This is a genomic window from Roseofilum sp. SBFL (genome assembly GCF_017746885.1).
In the GTDB taxonomy this organism is placed as follows: domain Bacteria; phylum Cyanobacteriota; class Cyanobacteriia; order Cyanobacteriales; family Desertifilaceae; genus Roseofilum.
The window spans coordinates 1-20,806 of sequence record NZ_JAGHZH010000106.1; the positions used below are offsets into that span (position 1 = coordinate 1).

At 44.7% G+C, this 20,806-nt stretch carries 18 protein-coding genes and 1 pseudogene; 7 read left to right on the forward strand and 12 right to left on the reverse strand.

Features of this window, described 5'->3' with window-relative positions:
* Positions 1-141: 141 nt before the first annotated feature.
* From J7545_RS11785 to J7545_RS11800, 4 genes and pseudogenes are all read right to left on the reverse strand, one after another.
* Positions 142-714: pseudogene (locus J7545_RS11785) on the reverse strand (ribonucleotide-diphosphate reductase subunit beta); the annotation flags it as partial.
* Between the two features lie 122 nt (positions 715-836).
* The gene (locus J7545_RS11790) at positions 837-3,101 is read right to left on the reverse strand and encodes a ribonucleoside-diphosphate reductase subunit alpha (RefSeq protein WP_318719591.1); all 2,265 of its coding nucleotides are present in this window, start codon (positions 3,099-3,101) and stop codon (positions 837-839) included.
* A gap of 162 nt (positions 3,102-3,263) precedes the next feature.
* Positions 3,264-4,571 (reverse strand): AAA-like domain-containing protein, encoded by a 1,308-nt coding sequence (locus J7545_RS11795; RefSeq protein ID WP_318699607.1) that lies wholly within the window; start codon positions 4,569-4,571, stop codon positions 3,264-3,266.
* A gap of 90 nt (positions 4,572-4,661) precedes the next feature.
* Positions 4,662-5,495, reverse strand: a complete 834-nt coding sequence (locus J7545_RS11800; RefSeq protein WP_318699608.1) for a PEP-CTERM sorting domain-containing protein — start codon at positions 5,493-5,495, stop codon at positions 4,662-4,664.
* 880 nt (positions 5,496-6,375) lie between these two features.
* Between J7545_RS11800 and J7545_RS11805 the strand changes: the two genes are divergently transcribed.
* The gene (locus tag J7545_RS11805) at positions 6,376-7,143 is read left to right on the forward strand and encodes an SIMPL domain-containing protein (protein WP_413039289.1); all 768 of its coding nucleotides are present in this window, start codon (positions 6,376-6,378) and stop codon (positions 7,141-7,143) included.
* 35 nt (positions 7,144-7,178) lie between these two features.
* On the opposite strand, the gene J7545_RS11810 is transcribed toward J7545_RS11805, so the two are convergent.
* The gene (locus J7545_RS11810; protein WP_318699610.1) at positions 7,179-7,532 is read right to left on the reverse strand and encodes a single-stranded DNA-binding protein; all 354 of its coding nucleotides are present in this window, start codon (positions 7,530-7,532) and stop codon (positions 7,179-7,181) included.
* Between the two features lie 192 nt (positions 7,533-7,724).
* On the opposite strand from J7545_RS11810, the gene J7545_RS11815 reads away from it, so the two are divergent.
* The 4 genes from J7545_RS11815 to hetL all read left to right on the forward strand — a co-directional run bounded on the left by J7545_RS11815 (position 7,725) and on the right by hetL (position 10,931).
* Positions 7,725-8,762 carry a rod shape-determining protein gene (locus J7545_RS11815; protein WP_271945225.1) on the forward strand — a complete coding sequence of 346 codons (1,038 nt, stop codon included), beginning with the start codon at positions 7,725-7,727 and terminating at the stop codon, positions 8,760-8,762.
* Between the two features lie 5 nt (positions 8,763-8,767).
* Positions 8,768-9,556, forward strand: coding sequence for a rod shape-determining protein MreC (gene mreC, locus J7545_RS11820; RefSeq protein ID WP_318699611.1), 789 nt, complete (start codon positions 8,768-8,770; stop codon positions 9,554-9,556).
* 9 nt (positions 9,557-9,565) lie between these two features.
* Positions 9,566-10,141, forward strand: coding sequence for a rod shape-determining protein MreD (gene mreD / locus J7545_RS11825; RefSeq protein ID WP_318699612.1), 576 nt, complete (start codon positions 9,566-9,568; stop codon positions 10,139-10,141).
* Between the two features lie 64 nt (positions 10,142-10,205).
* On the forward strand, positions 10,206-10,931 hold the full coding sequence (hetL, locus tag J7545_RS11830) for a heterocyst differentiation pentapeptide repeat protein HetL (RefSeq protein ID WP_318699613.1): 726 nt from the start codon (positions 10,206-10,208) through the stop codon (positions 10,929-10,931).
* 129 nt (positions 10,932-11,060) lie between these two features.
* On the opposite strand, the gene J7545_RS11835 is transcribed toward hetL, so the two are convergent.
* From J7545_RS11835 to J7545_RS11860, 6 genes are all read right to left on the reverse strand, one after another.
* Complete coding sequence (locus tag J7545_RS11835) at positions 11,061-11,570, reverse strand: response regulator (RefSeq protein WP_318699614.1); 510 nt, start codon at positions 11,568-11,570, stop codon at positions 11,061-11,063.
* A gap of 6 nt (positions 11,571-11,576) precedes the next feature.
* A complete protein-coding gene (locus tag J7545_RS11840; RefSeq protein ID WP_318719593.1) occupies positions 11,577-12,695 on the reverse strand; it encodes a tetratricopeptide repeat protein in 1,119 nt (372 codons plus the stop codon).
* A 23-nt stretch (positions 12,696-12,718) separates the two neighbouring features.
* The gene (locus J7545_RS11845; RefSeq protein WP_318699616.1) at positions 12,719-13,594 is read right to left on the reverse strand and encodes an FkbM family methyltransferase; all 876 of its coding nucleotides are present in this window, start codon (positions 13,592-13,594) and stop codon (positions 12,719-12,721) included.
* A 175-nt stretch (positions 13,595-13,769) separates the two neighbouring features.
* Entirely contained in the window at positions 13,770-14,591 is an 822-nt protein-coding gene (gene larE, locus J7545_RS11850; RefSeq protein WP_318699617.1) for an ATP-dependent sacrificial sulfur transferase LarE, read from the reverse strand.
* Positions 14,592-14,771: 180 nt separating this feature from the next.
* Positions 14,772-16,685: a GTPase family protein gene (locus J7545_RS11855; protein ID WP_318699618.1), complete on the reverse strand. Its 1,914-nt coding sequence runs from the start codon at positions 16,683-16,685 to the stop codon at positions 14,772-14,774.
* Positions 16,686-16,719: 34 nt separating this feature from the next.
* On the reverse strand, positions 16,720-17,328 hold the full coding sequence (locus tag J7545_RS11860) for a hypothetical protein (RefSeq protein WP_413038717.1): 609 nt from the start codon (positions 17,326-17,328) through the stop codon (positions 16,720-16,722).
* Between the two features lie 143 nt (positions 17,329-17,471).
* On the opposite strand from J7545_RS11860, the gene J7545_RS11865 reads away from it, so the two are divergent.
* The gene (locus tag J7545_RS11865; RefSeq protein ID WP_318719594.1) at positions 17,472-17,642 is read left to right on the forward strand and encodes a hypothetical protein; all 171 of its coding nucleotides are present in this window, start codon (positions 17,472-17,474) and stop codon (positions 17,640-17,642) included.
* A 60-nt stretch (positions 17,643-17,702) separates the two neighbouring features.
* Positions 17,703-18,539 (forward strand): pentapeptide repeat-containing protein, encoded by an 837-nt coding sequence (locus tag J7545_RS11870; protein WP_318699620.1) that lies wholly within the window; start codon positions 17,703-17,705, stop codon positions 18,537-18,539.
* Here the strand turns inward: J7545_RS11870 and J7545_RS11875 are convergent.
* Positions 18,514-20,580: a prolyl oligopeptidase family serine peptidase gene (locus tag J7545_RS11875; RefSeq protein ID WP_318699621.1), complete on the reverse strand. Its 2,067-nt coding sequence runs from the start codon at positions 20,578-20,580 to the stop codon at positions 18,514-18,516. The genes J7545_RS11870 and J7545_RS11875 overlap by 26 nt on opposite strands.
* Between the last annotated feature and the right edge of the window lie 226 nt (positions 20,581-20,806).

The window sequence follows — 20,806 nt, forward strand, 5'->3', positions numbered from 1 at the left end:
GAGTTGTCAAGGTTCCTGAATTACTCCATTCTAGGTTCGGTAATCCCTACTCTAGATCCATGAAGTTCTGTAAAGAACCTCGCCTACTTCCTTGAATTGATCGAGAGCAATCTAATTCATTTCACCAGAACGAGCCGCACAACCATTGTAAAAATAAAGCCCCTCCAAAACATAATCTGCCACCAAAGAAACGAAGTAATTTTCTGGGGTAGGATCGTCAATATATTGCTGATAGAGTCCTGCTACAAACGTACACCGCTCTTTCAATACTTTATCGGTGCGCCAGAAATCATATACTTCATTCCTTCTCTCTGACGGAATAATCGTCTCTATCATGTATTGATAACTCTGATTATGCATCCCCTCTTGGGCAATTTGTTCTGCCATACACAAACTCACTTCTGGGGCAGTAACCGTACTTTTTAAATGAGGAATATTGCAGGTTTGGACAGAATCTAAAAACGTTAAATAGGACAAAATCCCATCAAATGCTTTCCTTTCTTCTGGGGTTAAATTCCAATAATCAACCACATCTTGGGTAATATCCAATTTTTCGGGAATCCAGAAGTTTTCCCTCATCATTTTATAAAGACTGACTGCCCAGGGATATCGAACATCATTGAGTTGCATGAGATTAGTGGTTTCACCAAACCAAATGGTTCGATGTTCGGTATCGTCATTTCCCCCAGGGTTGAAAATTGGGTTAACCGTCATTTTTTGGCGATCAACTGGGTGTTTGTGATTCATCATATTCGTAGACTGATTGGGAGTGAATGACAAAAAAATGGAAGCAGTTTATAATCTACTTCCATTGTCCATTTTTTGCAAATATGGAGTTAGTTGGCACAAGAACTACAATCGGTTAATCCTTCTTTAAAGTCATCCCGTTGTACGGTTCGGACATAGTATACCGCTTTACATTTTTGTTCCCAAGCCATGATTAAGGTTTCAAAAATATCTTTGGCTTTGAGAGTGCGTTCTGGTTCATCCTGAAAATAGATACCGGTATTCAAATTGAAGAGGAGTTCCATGGAAATACCGGTGTCAATCCATTGTTGAATAGTGGAGACAGCAGCAACTACTTTTTTCTGTTCCAAGTGTTTGTTTTCTTGGTAGTACCAAAAGGAATTAGTGATAAACGGGGGAGCAATGGGTACGCTGCCTTTTGCCCATTTATCGTAGAAGAAGCGACTATAGGTGGGAAGAATGCTGGCGGTGCAACCTTGGACGAGGGACGAGGAGGTATTGGGGGCGATCGCCGTAATATGGGAATTGCGAATGCCGTATGTTTGGATATCTTGTGATAATTGTTCCCAACGTTGGGGCTGTTCGGAGTTTTCCCGAAACCAGTCTACTGGTTTAGCACCAATTAAATTTCCTTTGCTCCACTGACTCCCAGCAAAGCTATTATAAGCACCACGCTCTTTAGCTAATTCCATGGACGCATGGGTACACCAATAGCCCATCTCTTCAAATAAATGACTCATTTGGGGCAAGTCTTCATAGGAGAGCTGGCGTTTGGCTAACCAATCGGCTAATCCCATAGCTCCTACACCAATAGTGCGATATTTCTGATTATGGGTTTTGCTGGCTGAGAACGGAGGATGGGTAATTTCGATGGTATTATCTAACATCCGTACTGCCGTTTGGCAAATGTCAGGTAGTTCTTCTATCTCTAAGGTGGCAAAATTGAGACTATTCAAGTTGCAACAATGAGCCTCAATCCCAGGGCTGACATTGCTGAAGGATTCACAGCAGAGATTAACGCCGGGAATGTAGCCTTGATGCGAGTTCGGGTTAGCGCGGTTAATGGTATCTTTGAATGCCAGATAAGGCATACCTGTCTCTACCTGAGTACGCATGATCGTCTTAAAGAATTCCCTGGCATTAATCCGGTTATACAGGTTCAGGGTACGGCCAACTTCCGCTTCAATGGTTTTATAAGCTTGCTCAAACTCTTCACCCCAGAGTATGGGCAGATCGATGCCCAGCTTGTTTTTCACTTCATAGGGATCGACTAACGTCCAATCTTGTTTGGCAATAACCCGTCTCATGAATTCGTCGGCAATCACCAATTGGGGGAAAATGTCATAGGCTTTGCGCCGTTGATCCCCGTTTTCAGTTTGCATTTCTAGGAATTCCAAGGCATCCAAATGCCAAATATCGAGGCTGACGGTAACTGCACCCGCCCGTCTTCCGCCTTGGTTCACGGCGATCGCTGTATCATTAAGCAATTTAATCCACGGTACCACTCCTCCAGAAGCATTGGATTTACCCATTACCCAAGATCCCGTTGCCCGAATACGGCTCACGTTTACCCCTACACCGCCACCATTTTTGGAGATGCGGGCAGTATCGGTTAAGGTTTCGTAAATGCTCTCTAGGTTGTCATCCATGGCAGTAATGAAGCAACTCGACAGAGAACCCCCAGGAATCCGCAGGTTAGCTAAGATGGGGGTAGCTAGAGAAATCTTCCGTTGGGCGATCGCCTCATAAAACTTTTTCGCCCACTTCAACCGGTTTTGGGGTTCCTCCACCGACGCGAGCAGAAGGGCACAAGTCAGATACGCTTCTTGCGGCAACTCATCCTTGAGCAAATACCGCTTAGTTAACAGCGTTGCCCCAGCATAATCATAATCCGTATCCCAATCGGGATTAATCCAACTGTCCGCAATTTCTAATTCATCGGGAGTATAGGTTAAAATTCGCTCATCATACTCATTCGCTGCTACCTTACGAGCCACCGTTTGCGGATAATCACCATATTGATAGCCCCTACCCGCTAGAGTATCTTTCCACAGACTCCACATATGCAGCCGTCCCGCCACATAACGCCAATCCGGTTCTGTCGGAGAACACAACTCTAAGCTACAATTGATGAGGTTTTCCTGAATTTCCCTAGTCGTCACCCCATTGCGTAGACGAGTTGTTAATCCAGCCTCTAAAGGAATCGGATTAGCCTGGGTTCCCGAACAAGCCCACTCTACAACAGCGCGAATCTTAGTGACATCTAGAGCTGCACGAGTGCCATTTCGCTTAATCACATGAATCGGGGTTGTGTGAGGAGTAGGGTCTGTTATGGAGAGAGTTGGTTGCATCATAGGGGAATCAATGAAGTGATAAGATTCTAATGTACTCCATTTTCCACATTTAGTGATAGAGTTTGACAAAATTTAAGTTTTACGCTATATGTGGATTGTAAGCTGATAATACTTTGTCTTTATCACTCACCTTTCCGTGAAGCCGTATCTATTTAAGCCAATCTAAAGACGATCTCCAAAATACCGACGATATAGCCCATTCGCTACTGTTACCCCATTCTTTCCCAACTTCACCAAACCCAAACTTTCGAGCTGAAACTCCAGAAATGGGGATAATCTTACAGCTTCTTGAGCTTGAACGACCTCTTGAAACCCATGTAAGAGAGTAATATTCTTTTGGAGAATTTGCCCATAAAAATGTAAATGTTTGTGGAAGATCAGCTCTGCATCAAGACTATCTTTCAAAAAACTTTTGAAACTGCGATAATGTTCAGAACTAGCATATAAACTCAAGCCTACCAGATAAGGATGCCCTCCTGTAAGCTGTACCAATTCCTCAACTTCAGAAGAGGTGAGTTGTAAACTAAAGCGGCGTGTCAATTCATCTACTTCTAAAGTTGTAAAGTAAGGCATTTTAATCGATTTCCCCGTTCGTATAGGAGAACTTTTAAGATTAAGTTCAGCATAAATATCTGTACTCGTCACTAATATAAATCGTAATTTTTGCCAAGCATCACTTTCTGGTAATCCATATCCTGAAGCTTCATACCAATAATTCAGCAAGCGTAAGAAATCAGTAGAAATTGGAAGATTATTGAATAATAAATCAAATTGGTCAATGACAACCACTAAAGGAGAGTTAATTTGCTCTAGTAAGTGTTCTAGTAAATGAGTCGATAGTCCTTTACATCCTAACCCATCCCTAGAAAAATCGCCTTCAGAAAGTGACAGGTTCAATCGATGATATAACTCATAAATCAGCCATCGTAGAAACTGATCTAGATTCTTTAAAAACTGTGGGTCAACCTGTTCCAGGCTTAAGGGAACAACCGTCAGGTTTTCTTGCCTTGCTCGATGCACAAGTCGAATCATCAGAGAAGTTTTCCCCATTTTCCTAGACCCCACAAGACTTAAAACCCCTCCTGCATGAGACAGGATTTGAAAAGCCAGTTGCTCTATAGGTCTACTAATATACAACTCAGAGTCAAGAGAGAGGCGATCTCCAGGAACCTCAAGTAAACCATTGTTTAGATTGCTGGTTGCCAGATAATTCTTTACTACAGAAGTAAAACTTTTTTTACTAACCGGCTCCCCTAATATATCCGATAAGATACGCCATATCTGTGGAGCGGCCACTTGTTGAATGTACTGGGAGGAATAATTTTCCTGAACTGCAATTTGATGATAAGGAATTGCTTCCTCTTCCCAGGAACCGTGGAGAATCGCTTTTTGAATAGGACTTAAATGCTTACCCGTTTTCCGTAGCCACCGTTGTTCAATAAACTGCAAAGCTTTCTCAAAACTGGTCATAGGTGCGTATTGAGTTCACTGTACCTCAGTATAATACACACCTATAGACAAGAGTGATAAATTCACATATATTTACTGAAGTCTACTGACCTAGTTCGCTTTACGTTTGAGTCCAGTGACTGCGCCCATAGCACCTACCGCTAACAAGCCCAGGACAGAAGCTGGCTCAGGAGTCTTAGCTGCCACTTGTGCTTTGCTAGCAATGGTCATATTGTCAAAGGCAAATAAATCTTCATACGACCCTTCGGGGGAAATCCCTTCGGGAGCCATGATCAGTGGTGGAGCAGTCATGTTGAACGAGACACTCTTAATCAGTTCATCATCGTTTTCAGCAATGAGTCCAAAATATAAAGCTGAACCACTCGTCCTACCACTGCTGCCTCGGGTATTGGGAACTGTTACAGTTTTTTGACCGCCATTAGCCAAATTTAGAGTCAGGGAAAGTTGACCGCCAAAGTCCCCAATATCTACACCATTAAAGCCAAATGCTGCTACCTCTTGACTAAAGTTAATGGAAAACCGACGAGTATGACGGTCATAGCTATTAATATAGGGCTGAACTTGCAAAAATTTTTCGCCAGAGGTGGCATAACGACCGAAGTCTGTTGTGCCAGATGCCTGGTGTTTAATCGTTCCATTTCCCTTTAATGTGGCTACTCCCGCTGCGCCAAAATCAAGATTAATTGGCCCTTTTTTACCATCAGAAAAGCCTTCAAAGGTTTCTACTTGCGAACCGACTAGCCCAGAGAGAAAGTCGTTTTGGGCTGCCGAAGCCTTAGGAGTGCTGGATAAGGGCTTAGTGTTCCAACCTTCGTTTAAGTCTTCTCCGAAGAAGAGGCGATAGGCTTGAGCGGAAGGCTGAGTCGCAACGAGAGCGAAAATAGAGGTTGCAGCTGTAATTGCTAAGGTTTTAGTTGTATTCATTGAGTCGGGACTCCTGTAACTTTTTTTGTATTGTTCCGATATATCCACTATGACCGATAGACCCATTGATGAACATCCTCAAATGTCATAGGATTCAGTGGCCAAGGGGTTTCGGTAAGTTTGAGCAAACGACTCTATGGTTTATTGAAGCCTTTATATGGTTTCGTTCAGCCTTTATGAAGCTTTTAAATTTGATTCCTATCCTCTACAGTAGTATCACTATGGTATGACTTATGGTGTTTCAAAAGAGAGGTCTGTTTCATCCCTTTTTGTTTTTGTCAAGCCATATAATTTATAATCTAGGCCAAGTTACTTAAGGTCAATGTGCCTTCAAGCGGAAGCTATAGCAGAGAAAGCGAGAGTTAGGAGATTTTCTATTGCCTCTTGCCTCTTGCCTCAAACCATAACCTCACTGTCCTAATCAACTCTTTCACTGCTATATATCAAAAAAAATACGGCTATGCACGCGCTGCACAACCGTATAGAAAAGTTCTAGGAGTTTATGTTAACACTTTTACTGAACAGAAACCTTTGAATCAGCTACGTTAGCGATCTTTTAGTCCCTTGACATAACTCACCTGAGCAGGTCGTTAATCCACCAGCTTCGGTTTGTTGCGCCTCAGTAATTTATTTATAAACCTTTTTATTCTCTAATTCAAGAGTAATGAGGGTAACTGTACATAAACGTCATAAAGTCAATGGTCTTGATGAAGTTTGTGTAAACAGAAGGGGGGCGATCTACGGAGAAATATCCTGAAATGGGGAGTAAAGAGTTGGGAATAGACAAGAGTTACAAAAATGGTAACCGTATCCTCGGATCGGGATCGGTCAGACAAACTAAGAGAATATAGATACACTCTCAGGAGGATTGACTCTCATGATGCATCCAATTCATAAATGCCGTTCTACTTCTAGCCAAGGTTGGGGACGTTGGTCTATCTTACCTTTGGTTCTAGGGGTAATAGGGTTTTCGGTATTGATGGGAAATCTCTATACCCCCAAACCTGTTAATGCTCAGGAACAACAGCAACTGCTGCAAACCTTAACGGTAACCGGAAGAGGGATAGAACGGATTCCTACTACCCTAACTAGGGTCAATTTAGGGGTACAGGTTGAGGGAAAAACTGCCCAAGAGGTACAGGCACAAGTGGCTCGACAGTCTTCAGCGGTGGTAAAGTTGCTGCAAGAGCGTCAAGTGGAGCGCCTGGAAACAACTGGTATTCGGTTAACGCCCAATTATAGTTATAGCGATCGCACTCAACGCTTAATCGGTTACACTGCCACCAACACTGTGAGCTTTCGCATCGAGACTTCTAAAGCCGGTAGCCTCATTGATGACGCAGTACAAGCCGGAGCCACTCGTATTGATGGGATTAGCTTTATTGCCACCGATGAAGCCCTTGCCGCAGCCCAACAAGTTGCTCTCCGTCAAGCCACTGCCGATGCTCAACAACAAGCCCAAACTGTTCTAGATGCCCTTAATCTTACCTCTCGTGGTATTGTTAGTATTCAGATTAATCACGCCAGCGCGCCCTCTCCTATCCAGTTAGATCGAGGAAACTTTGCACGAGCAGAATCTGCCCCAAGCCCGGTTATCGGGGGTGAGCAACAGGTAGAAGCCTCGGTTACCCTAAACATTCGATATTAAAGACTTGGGTACTGATTCAGCCGACTGGATACAGATCAGAATTCGCTGTGCATTCCTTGTGCTTCCTCATCTCGTTTAGAGCCTAAAAACTCTAAGCGATCTACTGTAATGATGGGACTCGATCGCTGGGCTTGAGTCGTATAATCTTGCCACTGATTAATCTCTAATCGACCAATGACCCCAATCTGTCTGCCCTTACGGACGTAGTTGGCTGCCAGTTGAGCCGTTTTGCCCCAAAGATTTAGATTAAACCAATCCGGTTCATCTGTCCGCCGTGTGGGACGATTGACAGCCAGCGTCAGTCTGCATTTGACCGCACCTGACTCAAAATATTTCACATCTGGGTCCATACCGACGCGACCGACTAAATGTACAACATTGAGATCCATCTTGAATTACACCATTGCTAATGATGAACAATTAATCTACTTTAGCGAATCGAAGGGGTAATGGGGGGATACAGACTAGATTTAGGGGAACTGACTGGACGGTAACTCAAAAACATAATAGAATCCACGTCAGTTATTATATTTTTACAATTCTAGACATTTGGACATATTGAAGTCGGGAGAGAAAAAAAGGTGGGCGTATTTAGTCGATTTTCAAGAGATATGGGTATCGATCTCGGTACTGCAAATACATTAGTCTATGTATCGGGCAAGGGCATTGTGTTGCAAGAGCCATCTGTGGTGGCGATAGATACGGAAACGAAAGCGCCTTTAGCAGTTGGGGATGATGCAAAGAAAATGCTAGGTCGGACTCCAGGAAATGTAACGACATTTCGACCCTTGCGGGATGGAGTTATTGCCGATTTCGACACGGCTGAACTGATGCTTAAGCATTTTATCGAACGGGTGCATGAAGGTAAACAGGGATTGATCCCCCCACGGATGGTGATTGGCATTCCTTCAGGTGTCACTGGGGTAGAGCGTCGGGCGGTAATGGAAGCCGCTTCCCAAGCGGGGGCGAGGGATGTATATTTGATAGATGAACCCGTAGCAGCGGCGATCGGAGCCGGCTTACCGGTGGCTGAACCGACGGGGAATATGATTATTGATATCGGGGGCGGAACCACAGAGGTTGCCGTTTTGAGTTTACAAGGTACGGTAATTAGTGAGTCAGTGCGTGTCGCTGGTGATGAGCTGAATGAATCGATTATTCAGTATATGAAAAAAGTCCACAATTTAACCATTGGGGAACGGACGGCTGAAGATATCAAAATTCAAATTGGTTCAGCCTATCCCACCCCAGAGATTGATGAAGGGGCAATGGATGTTCGGGGGTTGCATTTACTGTCAGGTTTGCCCAGAACCGTTAGCATTAAGGCGGGTGAGATTCGCGAGAGTATGTCAGAGCCGTTATCGATGATTATTGATGCGGTAAAGCGGACACTAGAGCGGACTCCTCCGGAATTAGCGGCTGATATTATCGACCGAGGGATTATGTTGGCTGGGGGTGGCGCACTGCTTCAGGGTTTGGATACTTTGGTGAGCCATGAAACGGGAATTGTGACCCATGTGGCAGCCGATCCTTTGAGTTGTGTTGTTTTGGGTACGGGCAGAGTTTTGGAAAACTTTAAGCAGTTAGAACGGGTTTTTAGTGCGCGATCGCGGATGTAAAGTGAATGTATATACGTCAAATTCGTCGCTGGTGGGAAAGACATTGGTTAAACTTAGTGCTGATGGTGGTTGGCCTGGGTTTGGCGGTCTATGTGCGTCAAACTCAAGGTACTTTGGTGTTTGAACTCTATGGCCGTCTGGTAGAACCCTTCCAAGGAAATCTTCCTCAACAAGAACAGTTAGCAACGGCACGGGTGCTGGAGTTAGAAGCGAAAGTGGAAGAACTCGAACAGCAAAATAGCCGATTAAAGCAGTTAATTGACTATCAGGAACAGTCAAATCGGGAAGGGGTGATTGCTCCCATTATTGGCCGCAGTGCGGATCATTGGTGGAAACAAATTACTCTGGGCCGAGGGAGTCTGGATGGGATTGAAAAGGATTATATTGTTACGGGTACTGGAGGCTTGGTCGGCCGGGTCATTAGTGTTACAGAAAATACCAGTCGAGTGTTACTCTTAAGCGATCCTACAAGTCGGTTAGGGGCAACCATTCGAGTCGGAAAAGACCGCAGTTATATGGGAATCTTGCATGGCAGGGGCCAAAGTAAGGCGGTGATGGAGTTTTTTGATAAGGTTCCGGAAGTGAAACCGGGATACAAGGTGTTTACCTCCCCCTATTCTCCTCGCTTTCAATCGGGTTTATTGGTTGGAATTGTTGAGTCGGTAGATTTGAAAAAAAGTCCTGCTCCAGAGGCACAAGTTCGGTTTTCGGCTCCCATTGGTCATTTAGAGTGGGTCATGGTTTCTGAGGGTAAACCGGCTGTGGATTTAGAGTTGAATGAGTTAAATGAGTAGAAATAGACTGTGGTAAAACAATTGCTCGATCGCCTGGCTTCTTTGGGCCGTTTGGTTAATATTAGCCTAACGGGCTTGTCTATCCTGTTGTGTGCCCTGATTATGTTTACCCGATTACCGGGTATGGAGTTGTTGGGAATTGGGGTAAATTGGGCATTGGTGTGGGTGGTGGTTTGGAGTCTGAAGCGCAATGCTTGGCAAGGGGCGATCGCGGGTTTAGGCTTAGGTTTACTCCAAGATGCCCTCACGTCTCCCTATCCCCTCTTAGAAAATGGGGTGATTAATGCCTCACCCACTCATATGCTGGGATTGGTTTTAGTCGGATTTTTGACGGGTAAATTCCAAAAAGATCGGTATTTCCAAGAGGACTTTATTTCAGTAGCTCTGCTCACCTTTGGGATGACGCTGTTGGCGGAGACGGTGATTGCGCTTCAGTTGGTGTTGATTGGCGATCGCGATTTCTCCAGTATTTGGCTAGCTCATCAACAAATTGCTCTATGTTCAGCCATTCTCAGTAGCCTTTGGGCCCCAGTAATTTATGTACCCATGAATTTGTTTTGGGAGCGCTTCTGGCCGAATAACTAAGAGTTCTGGCGATCGATATACTATTAAGTAGCCATCCTTGGTAGAGTAAAGATTGTTTGCGATCGTGGCAATAGAACAAGGTTGGACAACTGTGGTAAATCTATCTGAACTACTAGAACGGTATAATCGAGGCGATCGCCAATTTCAAGGACTTGACCTCAAAGATATAGAATTAGTCGAGATCGATTTCTCTGATGCTGATTTTTCCGGCACAGATTTCCGACAAGCTCGACTGGGAAAAAGCCACTTTTCTGGCACTAAACTCAATGGAGTTAACCTCAGTGAAGCTTTACTCTGGGGAGCGAACTTAACGCAAGCTAACTTGACGCAAGCCATTTTACGCGATACGGATTTGAGTGGAGCCAAGTTAGACCAAGCCAACTTAACTCGTACTAATCTCATCAAAGCGAGTCTTTGTGGTGCAACGTTGAAAGGAGCTAACCTATCCCAAGCCATTCTGCTCGATGCAGATTTTCGCCCCACTTCTGACCAACCCACAAACTTAGAAGATGTTATCTTCTCAGAAGCTAACTTAAGCTACGCCAATCTCAGCCAAACGATTCTCCACCGAGCGAACTTAGATCGAGCCATTCTCTGTCGTGCCAATTTAGGATTAGGACGAAGACTGCAAGGGTTTCAAACGGATTTACGAGAAGCGAGTCTGCGCTATGCTGACCTCAGCTATGCGGATTTAACCGGAGCGCTCTTAAGTCATGCGGATTTAACCGGAGCCGATCTCACTGGTACAATTTTGACAGATGCCGACCTTGAGGGAGCGTTGCTTCCATAGCAGGGGGTTTTATTCTTGCTTGAACAATAGCAAGGTGGAGGGATCGAGGGATAGGGGGGTTTTCATCATATTATTAAAAGTTACAGCGCTTTGCAATGTAACGAGGTATAGCAAAAAAATCCCCTAAAGTTAACGGGGAGTTGGGAATGGATCGTGGCTAAGGCTTTCGGTCCACCCGTTGACGATCCAATAGCTACCAAGGGAGGAGAGCGTTTTGGGGGGGGAATGGAAGGATTTGGAGGGAGCGGGTTTGAGAAGTTTACCCACTTTAGCAACTTTAGAGAGCAACAGATCGGCGCTATTGGGGGTTACGCCACTTAAAACCGGGCGATCGACCGCATCGATCGCCCCCTGTTCTATGGCAGCATAAACTTGAGCCACCTTTTGTTTAGCATTTGCGGTCACAATGAGAATGGCACAGGGAGACTGTTTCATAATTTGCCGAGTTGCTTCTACACCATTGATCGCTGGCAAATCCAGATCCATTAAGATTAAATCCGGCCGGTTTTGATGGCATTTAACCACTGCTTCTGCTCCATCCGATGCTGTCCAAATCACTTGGTAGTCAGCCACACCCTCTAACATCCGTTGTAGCGCAGCCGTGGCGATCGCCCCATGATGAGCAATTGCAATTCTCATGAATATTTAATCTGCTTCACGGCAGAATACTAAGCCACTGTACAGGGCAAAAGCACGATCCCAGTTGGTTTCTGTTTCTGCTCTGCGGAAAATATCAATATAGGGCCGAATTTCCCCAAACAAATCTCTCGGATCTGCCACCACTTTAGCTTCCTGTAAGACCGTTTCCGCAAAAGGGGTAAAATCTGACCAAAGGGGAGTCTGGGGGAGGTGTTGAATCATCACTTGAATTAAGCTATTCCATTGAAGACGGGTACTCAGTTGAGAGCGAGGAGTATCTGGGGGAATAATCCCCACACTATGATGAAATTCAAAGGAGCGATCGCAAAACCGTAGTAAGCAATTTCTCTGGGGAAGATGTAAATCACACAGATAAACATAATCCTGAGTGCGCTCCACCCTCTCCTGTTTTCCGCTCACTAACATCACCACTGATTCAAAAACAGGTAACTTTCCCTCTACCCGTTGTGCCACTTCTGACCATTCAAAACTCAAAGTTCCCAACTGATTGGATTCATCATGGCACATGATACTAACCGTTTTTCCTAGTTCCGAAATCGACTGCACCCGAAACACCCGGATCTGCTCAATTTTCTCTAAATTCACCCAAAACGCCGGAATTCCCACCTCTCGCAATTCTTGACCATAAATCCCCAATTCGCCTATATTCCCCGTGCGATGCAAACGCCAAAACCGTCCAGGGAGTTGCCGTTGGGCACTATAAAAGTCCAGGTTCATGATCCGCGAAAATTCTTTCGCTGCTGCTTTACGCGCTTCTCCAACAACCGGTTCAATAATTAATAAGCCAGGTTTGGCTTGGTTTGGATCTTGGCTGACTCTGGCGATTGCCTGTTGTCGTTGTTGCTGTTCCTGAGCTTCTTTTTGGCTTTGCAGTCGTTCCAGTCCAGAGCGAGCTTGAGAAACAATTTTCGGATGTTCCGCTTGCTGTAATAATTGCCGATAAATGGATTCAGCTAAGTCCAGTTTCCTTTTTTCTTCATACAATCGTCCTGCATACAGTCGTCCCCAGGGATTTCGGGGTTCTTTTTGCAAGAAATTCTTCAGCAAGTTTTGGGCTGTACGATAGTCTTTACGTTTAAAGGCTTTAGCAATTTGGTCAAGCATAGCGATCGGGGGAACTGCTGTATTTAGAGATGTGCTATTTTTTCAAACTCTGCCACTAGTCTAGCAGGAACTATAAAAATCATTTTAGTTCGGTACTTCTTCGGTTTTTCTTCAATTCTCATCAATTGAGGCTTTGATTGATGATTCTCTTTGCCTTTTAGTTTCACAAAGGCATAACACGAAAAGCCAATAGATTCAATGAAATTCAGCAGTTTTGTATTGGGGTAAGCCTCAGATAAAACCAAGGGTTGATCTCGGGTCAGTAGTTTTTTCGCACCTAATAAAATCTCAAAATCTGCGCCTTCAGCATCTGTCTTAATCCCTGCAACTTTTACTGAAGGATACTCGGTCATGAAATTCTCTAAAGTGTTGACTTTAACCGTCATTTTTTCAACTTCATCTTCTATCTTAGTTCTCACCAGTGAATTCAGTTCAGGCATGGCTTTCAAAGAAATTTCCATGGTTCCGACTTGAGAATAAAGTGCCTCTTTCACAATGTGACAATTTTGAAATTGTGAAATATTGTCTTCTAGAATTTTAATGACTCTTGGATCGGGTTCAAAGGCATAAACTTCACGGGATAGTGGAGCAGCAAGCAAGCTATAGTATCCAATATTTGCACCGACATCAATAAATACTTTTTCTCCATCTAAAAACTGAGTTAATAAAGCTTCTGACCCCCAATCTAACTTCTCTCTTTTCAGGAAAAGCTCTGTACCAAACCGACTTCCAAAAGGTAATATCATTTCGACATTGTTGAATAAAACCATTTTTTGATTGAGTTTGAGGATCTTATGGAAGCCACGCAATCCATAACGGTATAAAAAGTTTGAATAGCCGATTTCTTGAGCTAGTCTAAAGAAATAGTTAAATTTCCAGGAAAGAATTGAGACGATCATGATTGCCTTAAATTACGCATAAGGTTATTAATAGTTTCTATTCTATCCGTCTTTTTCTACCTTCCAAGATCGGGAGAAGTTTTTCTAATGACAGCTAACGACACTCCAATCAAAAATCAGAGTGCAACCATAGTTGTTCGGAAAATAGATTTTTTCTGTGTGTTTAACGTTTGAGCTAAATCCTCGCGACTTCCCCCAACACGCGATTAAGTTTGCCACTGACATAGCCTTCTAAGTCGAGGGTGACATAGAGAAAGCCAAAGTCCTGAAACTGCTTCACCAGTTCCGGTAAATTGGTGGAGAGAACAAAAGACTGAATCTGTTCTGGGAGGAGTTCAATTCTGGCACTTTCCCCTTCCGAGCGTACCCGAACTTGGGTTAAGCCGAGTTGCCGTAAATAGCGCTCGGCTCGTCCTACCCGTTGTAATTTAGAGAGGGTAATTTCTTCGCCGTAGGGAAAGCGAGAACTCAGACAGGGTTGAGCCGGTTTATCCCACCAGGGAAGTTGCAGATATTTGGAGATTTCCCGAACTTCAGCTTTGGTTACGCCAACTTCGGCTAACGGCGATCGCGCTCCTCGCTCTTTTGCCGCTTGAATTCCGGGGCGATAATCCTGTAAATCATCTCCATTCACCCCATCAATAACATAGGGATAACCCCAAGCTTGGGCTAGGGGTTTGAGAGTATCATGGAGTTCACTTTTACAGAAATAGCAACGATTAATCGGATTCGACGTATAGTTGGGATTGTCCATTTCGTGGGTTTGGACAATTTTATGGGTAATCCCGATCGCCGCTGCTTGCACCTTAGCATCCTCTAGATCTTCCGGCAACAGAGACGGGGATTCAGCCGTTACTGCTAGGGCGCGATCGCCCAGGCGATCGTAGGCAATTTTCGCCACCAACGTACTATCAATTCCCCCAGAATAGGCAATCAGCGCCCGATCCATTTGAGTAAATAGGGTCTGTAGACGGTTGAGTTTCTCCGTAATATCCATGTTCTGTTTAGTTTACCCTTGGTCGATATACTGGTTTTCACTCTCCACGATCTCTAGAATAACGGATGATTTCCCCTTAGAAGAGAAAGTGCCCTTAGATGGAGTAGGGAGAAACCTTTTCACCTGCAACCATACATTCTGTTACCCTCTCACTTAAGATGGAGGCTCCTTAGATGAAAACTATGTCTCTAGATAAAATTTGACCCGATCGCCTAACTCATCCATACTCAACCCTTGCACCCAATATTCTACCAGGGCATGACCGAAGGCCCAGGCGTTTTTTTCGGGGGTTGCAGGGTTTTCTAGCAGTTGCGGCCAAAGGGTCAAAAGTTCAAATTTAACTTCTAACTCTGGGTCATTACTCAGGAGTAAAAATAGATCGTAGGACATCTGTAACTTGCCAATCACTACCGGTAATTGTTCGATGGGGATTTGTTCGGCGAGGAGATAGGCGAGGGTTGGCGAACCGGTGGCAATTGTTGATACAAATCGGAGGACGGGACTTTTCAGGAGTGCAGTTAAGCCTTGAGTCGTCGCCATTTGGAACGTGTAACGGTCGATAATTTTGGCGGCGGCTAGGGTACGGGCATCGCGATCGCGTAAAAATCGGGCTAGTCTCTCTTCTTTCACCGGCCCGATCGCCTCCATGAGCAGGGCGGAGAGTTTGTCCGTATTCCAAGCCTGGCGACCGATTTGAGCATCTGCGGTGACGAGGGGCAGGAGGCGATCGCACCATTGCCCTAACTGTTGCTGACGATACTCGGTTGCCTCACGAATTGCTAACTCCTTCGGCCGCTCTCCAAATTGCCAGTCATAGGGGGGCGACCATTCCCGGATGGGGCGCAGACGGTCAACTTGCGTGACAAACGTAATAATGGGTAAGGTCTCATTCTGTTCCCGGAGTTGCTTCAAGAAATTCACATCCATTTGCAAGGCTGGATCGAGGGCAGGAGTCACTAACAAGACTAAATCGGCTTTAGCCCCAAACTCTAAAACTTGCTCGGCTAAATCGGGACGGTTGACCTGCTCGTAACCGGGGGTATCCCAAAGATGTAAGCCCTCGCCATTGGCTTCCTGCCATTGATAATTCTGAATTTTGGCGGTACTGGGTAAAACATCCACTTCCGCTCGTTCTGCTTGAAATAAGGTGTTAATCAGGCTACTTTTACCTGCCCCTGTTCGTCCGACTAAAAGTAGATTCAGAGGTTGTTCCTCAATCTGCTCCTCTGGGGACGCTTTAGCAATAATGGCGCGTAGGGTTTCGGTTTTGGCTTTCGGTAGGGTTAATTCGGAGGCTGAAACATTCAAGTCTGGGGGGATTACGTTACCATAGAGGGCGATCGCCTGCCGACAGAGATTCCGCAGGGCTGACTCCCGTAACATTTGACCTAAGTTCACCAGTAACTCCTGAGTTGCCTTATTGCCCCACTTGCGCGTCGCCTGTCTTGCTGCGGCTGCGGCTGGATTGAGCAACCACTGCGCCCAACCCCAAACCTGTAATACTTTACGCGCCGAGGGTTCCAACTTGCGATAGATTTCATAGGCTTGATAGGCTTGGCCAACGGTTACCTGATTGAGAACGGGAGAGAGTTGGCTAATGGCACGTCCCACATCCTCTACGGTTCCTTGAACCAATCCATAGGCTTGGGGAATGTAGATATTGAGTAGAGGATATTGGGTATTTTGCCCATAAGCCTCAGCCACCGCCACTACTACGGCTTGACAACGTTGAAAAAAGGTTACCTGATCTTCCCAAATGGGGCGATCGCCTTTTGACTCTTTGAGAATCGTCTCTAATGCTGTCTCAATCTGTGCCCCGACTTCCGCATTACCAATGGCAGACTGGGTTTCTTCCGTTACTGCCTCCATATCTGCACTGATGGCTGCAACTGCTGCTTCCACCTGCTCTACCATGGGGCGAGTCCACAGCACCAATAACCAGCGCCACCCCAAGAACACCAGGATAAAGATCGCCCAGATCCAACTCAGTCCCCAAGTATGTATCTGCAACCCGGCGGCAATAAGCAGTAAAATTGCGATCGAGGCGATCGGGGTAATTAAAACTATCCATTGCCACAGCTTAAAGCGCATCATAATCTATTAAAAATCAAAACTTTTATTGATGTTATTAATGCTTAATCGAGCCTAATGTATTCTTCCATGCTAACTCCTTTCGGAGAATGTCTAACGCCCTTCGATCGGCTTCCGAAAACAGATTTTGGTCAATTAATTCGCCAATAACTTGTTGCACTAACTGCGAGGCAAACATGCCCCCACTGCGCAATACATGAGCATAGTAGCCTAAATGGGGGCGGCCTTGGGCGTTTAAGTGAAACTGATAAATTTCTTCGGGACTCATCTTAAAGACTGGAGTATTAACGGGAACTACAACCCTAGGGATTCCTTGCGCTCCATGGAGGCGATCGCCTACTTGGATGAACTCTCCAATTAAAATTGTACCCAGTAAAACCCGTGTTTCGACAATCAAATCTGGTGTAAAGAAGGGATCGGGATCGTTCGACAATCGAGGTCCCGTATTCAGAAATTGGGGATTAAACAACTGGGAATTATAAACTAAACCTACTGCCCAATGGCGATCGCCGAGATCTTCGAGCTTCACAAAACAACCAAACCCATAATCGTCGGGTTCCGGTGGATTCAACAAATCGTGCTTTTCATCGAGTTGGACAACATAATCACAATGGGAATTAGATTTAACGATTTTACCCAAACGCATGGAACAATTAATCATTAATAATTAATCATGATTGTATACCTAATTGATGCCAACATTTAAGAATTTGATATAATTCTGGCGGAAGGCGGGAATTTTAGGCGATCGCCAAAACTTCGATCAATCCCACTGTATTGACATCAGGCATGGTTGTCGCAGGGGGGGTTCATGGGGCATTTTTGGCGATCGCTCAAAGTCTGATGGAGAGAGGATTTTATACCTATTGTCAAAAGTTAACGTTTAACAATAGGATAAAAACCTCCCATCCCCCCGACACCCCACACCACCCTGGTACACAAGGGAATCTCAGAATATGATTGAAAACAGGAGAGCAACAACACAATTTCTCCAAAAACTCAATTGATGAGGAACACGCAATGAAGGCTTCAGAATTACTAGAACGCTATCGTGCGGGAGAACGGAATTTTTGCCAAGTCAATTTGGCGAACGCAGACTTGCGCCAAGCCAACCTCTGCGAAATCAACTTCACGCAAGCCAATTTGATCAAAGTCAATTTGACGGGAGCCACCCTAGGGGGAGCCACCTTTAGTCAAGCGTTTATGAATCAAGCCATGCTGACAGGAGCCAACCTTATTGGGGCACACTTTGAAGAAACTTCTTTGCACGAAGCCTTCCTGAGCGATACGAATCTCCAAGGCGCAAATTTACAAGGGGCGAATTTGAGTGACTGTAATCTCAATGAGGCGATCTTAAACCATGCCAATTTACAAAAGGCTTGTTTGAGTCGGGCGAAATTGATCAATGCCTCTATGCACCATACGGTTCTGGAATATGCTAATTTAACCCACGCTATCCTGAATGGGGCGATTCTTAAACAGGCTAAATTAGCCCATAGTATCTTAGCGCAATCCATGTTAGAAACGGCAGATTTGGAACAGGCCGATCTCAGTCAAGCCATTCTCATGGGTGCGTCTCTGCGCCGGGCGATTTTACGAGAGGCGAGTTTGCGATCGAGCAATTTAATGGGGGTTTCTTTTCGTTCGGCAGATTTGCGCCAAGCCACCCTCTATCGCGCCCAACTCTACTGGACGAATTTCACCGAAGCTAATTTAAGCGAAGCGGTGTTAATGGATACGGATTTTACCCTATCCAATCTATCGCAGGCGAATTTAGAGGGGGCTTCAGTCACTGGTGCTGTGTTTCCCAAGGGATTTGACGTGAACCTAGTTAGGCAATACCGAGAACTTGGGTGAGAAATGCCCATTTATCAGCAATTTCTTGGATTTGTTTGCTGGTGGGCTTTCCTGCACCATGCCCGGCTTTGGTTTCAATGCGGATCAAGACTGGAGATGAAGCCCTGTGGGCAGCTTGTAGAGCTGCAGCAAATTTGAAACTGTGGGAAGGAACAACTCGATCGTCGCGATCGCTGGTTGTCACTAGAGTAGCAGGATAGGCGGTTCCGGGTTTCAGGTTGTGTAAGGGGGAATAGCGATAGAGGTGTTCAAAATCTTCTGAATGATCGGCACAGCCATATTCATCGCACCAAGCCCAGCCAATGGTAAATTTATGGAATCGCAGCATATCCATAACACCGACAGCGGGAAGGGCAGCGCCAAATAAGTCGGGGCGTTGCGTTAGAGACGCGCCGACTAATAAACCGCCATTACTGCCACCGGCGATCGCCAATTTCTCCGAACACGTATACTTTTGTTCAATTAACCATTCTGCTGCCGCAATAAAATCATCAAACACATTTTGTTTATTTTGTTTCATCCCCGCTTGATGCCAGTCTTCCCCATATTCTCCACCGCCCCGTAAATTGGGAACTGCATAAATTCCTCCCTGCTCCATCCACACTAAATGACTAACTGAAAAACCTGGAGTCAGTGAAATACTAAAGCCCCCATAGCCATAGAGTAAGGTTGGATTCGATCCATCAAGGGTAATCCCTTTCTTATGGGTAATAAAGAGAGGAACTTGGGTGCCATCTTTACTGGGATAAAACACTTGCTTACTCTCATAGTTATCCGGATTAAAGTTCACTTCTGGTTGCCGATACAGGGTACTTTCTCCTGTCAGCAAGTCATAGCGATAAATAGTCGTGGGAGTTGTATAGCTGGTAAAGCTATAGAAGGTTTCTGTATCTTCCGGTTTACCATTAAACCCACTCACTGAACCTAAACCAGGTAACGCAAGAGTTTTTAGATACTCTCCCTTTAAGCTATAGATCTTAACTTGAGAATGAGCATCTTGCATCGATTGAACCACAAACTGATGATTGAGCAAACTCACTTCGCCGATCACATCATTCGATTCGGGAATAATCTCTTGCCAATTCTCTTGTTCTGGATGGTTGATATCGATCGCAATGACTCGCCACTTGGGGGCTTGCCAATTGGTTATAAACCAGAAGATTGAGCCTTGATTGCCAATAAATTGATAACTGTCTTCAAATTCAGAGATTAATTCAATGATGGGACTGTTGTCTTGGCTTAAATCTTGATAAAACACCAGATTTTTCAGTTCTGTCGAGCGCCAAACACTAATCAGTAAGTATTTTCCATCTTCCGTGATTGTCGGAGAAAAGCCCCATTCTTTTTGATCGGGACGCTCATAGATGAGTTGATCTTCCGATTGAGAATCGCCGAGCCGATGGTAATACAGTTTTTCGTAATAGTTTTGTTCTTGATATTCTTGCCCTTCTTTGGGTTCGGCGTAGCGGTTGTAATAAAACCCTTGAGTATCTTTCGACCAAGTAACCGTAGAAAATTTAATCCATTTCAAATGGTCCCCGAGATCTTCTTTGCTGTCAATATTCCTGACTTTCCACTCTTGCCAATCAGAACCGGATTGGGATAAGCCATAGGCGAGGTATTGCCCATTTTCAGAAATAGCAATTCTGGATAAGGCCGTTGTACCATCGTCTGATAAAGTATTAGGATCGAGTAAAATCTGAGGCTCGGCATCCGGCTCTTGGAGACAGTAGAGAACGGATTGATTTTGCAGTCCGGAGTTTTTAAAATAGAATAGGCGATCGCCTTGTTTCGAGGGAATGGCATATTTCTCATAATTCCAGAGTTCTTCAAGACGACTTTTGAGCGATTCCCGGGTAGGGATTTGTTCTAAAAACTCAAACGTAATTTTGTTTTGATCTTCAACCCAGGCTTGGGTTTCTTCTGACTCTAAGTCCTCTAGCCATCGATAGGGATCGGATACTGGGGTACCGTGGTAATCATCAACTCGATCGACTTGACGGCTTTGGGGATATTCAAACACTTGGGAAACCTCAGACATAGTAACGTACTCCAGGAGGCGGAAAGACTCAAAAGCTATATAAGGGTATAGATTCAAGTTATCTTCGCCTTAATTGTATAATAGCTGCTTCTAGACTTTTAATCCATTCATAGAGATGCAAGTATATATGCACAAAGCTATATGTGAATTCATATAAATTCAGGAAAATATAAAAAAATATTCCAAATCTGAGAAAATTTGATAAAATTTAACATAAGAACCGTCT